Source organism: Stenotrophomonas sp. P5_B8, assembly GCF_054049855.1.
The window spans coordinates 1-1660 of the sequence record NZ_JBFULO010000622.1; the positions used below are offsets into that span (position 1 = coordinate 1).

Below are 1660 nucleotides of genomic sequence, written 5' to 3' on the forward strand. Positions count from 1 at the left end.
CCTCCAGCGCTACCTCTCGGAGCACATCATCAACCAGCTGCCTTCCTTGCTTGGATAGACCAACAAAGTAGATGTATCTGTACTCAATGGTTCCAGTCAGACCGAGCTTGATGTGATCAGCTAGCGAATGAAAGCGCGGATGGAAGTAGTCCACGAACTCATCGTGTTCGGGATAGTCCAGTGCGCATGGCGGAATAGGCTGATAGCACCCATCTCCCTTGATGCGGTTGCATCGCTCGCACGCAACCGAGATGTTCCAGAAGTGAAAAGAGAAACGGCCGTACACTGATGCCGGAAGGACGTGCTCCAGCTGCCTAGCGTGGCCGCCACGTGGCATGGACTGGCCGCAATAACAGCAGTTGTCTCTCTGAAGTCCAGACAAGTGAGCTCTCAGCGCAGACATAATTGATATGCCTGTGATGTTCGCGTGGGTTCCCGTCCATGTGGTGCCTCGTAGATTCGACCATTCATTGGCGGCGCTATGGCGCGCCGCGGCGTCAAAGAATTTCTCGCGTTCGAGAATCTCCTGTACGTCAGTCCTGTTCCTTACGACATCGTGGCACACTGCTAAGTATGCCGCTTCCTCGTCGATCTTGACGCGGCTGCCAGGTAGTGTCCTCAACGTGCACCCTCCTCTTCGGTAGCATCGGGTACGGCGCTCGTCAGCTCCTGTAATGCTTGGCGAGCAGTCCGGATAACCATGAGACTTCGCTCAATTCCTGCCTCATCAAGCTGATCAGACGCCTCGCGAACCCGCCGGCGCATCTCACCAAGCTCGCTCAAAAGTGGACGCAGTTCCTCCTTATGCGGAGTCTGTCTATTCATGATCCCAATAGCGTCAGCAACGATCACAGCGCAGCGCTCATGGACCATACGGTTGTTGGCTGTATGAGTATGAAAGCCGTTGAAGAGGACGCTCTCGACGGACCTTCSATCGGAAGGTTTAATGGGAGTAAGGCGCTGCTTACTCGCGGAAAAGCAAAAGCTCTGACCGTCAGAGACGCTCGAGATCAGTAAGGGCGAATGTGTGGCGACTAGTATGCTGCATGAGAATGCGTGGCTGATCACGGAGAGTACTCTCGGTAGAACTCTCTGCCAGCCCACGTGGAGACTAATCTCGGGCTCGTCCACAAGGATCAAACATTGCTGATCTGCATGCGCTATGATCTTAACAACCAAGCTCACAATCTGCTGTTCGCCAGAACTGAGATCATGGAACGGTGTGATGACACCGTTTGACTCTGAACGCATGAGGGCAATCTGCATGCCTGCTACATTGATGTTCTCGGTTAGCTCCTGATTGAGAGAGGCATCACCTCCTACCTCGATCGTGCGCTCAAAGATCCGGTCTCTATGCGCGTTCATGCCACTCCCTGAAGACTTCAGCGGCATCAAGTAGCGGCGGGCATTGAAATCTATGAGGCCGAGCACGTCGTTGAAAACACCAAGGCGCGTAGGGCAACGATGAATCTGGATGAATTTACGACAGACGTCAGTCGCGAATCTCTTCAGGTTTGCCGTCTGCTCTGAGGTGCGTGCACCCTCATAGATGAAACTCTCAAATCCTGGGGAGAGGTCCTTCTTTAAGGGAAATCGGTCTGAAGTGCTGCAGGAAATGCCGATAGTCTTACGTTCGTGGCTGCTGGAAGTGTGTGCAATC

Annotated in this window: 1 protein-coding gene; it reads right to left on the reverse strand. The window is 53.6% G+C overall.

The genetic code is table 11. The features are described from left to right. Positions 1 to 618: 618 nt before the first annotated feature. On the reverse strand, positions 619 to 1660 hold a 1042-nt coding region (locus tag ACXJKH_RS20065), incomplete at its 5' end, for an AAA family ATPase (protein ID WP_457321998.1).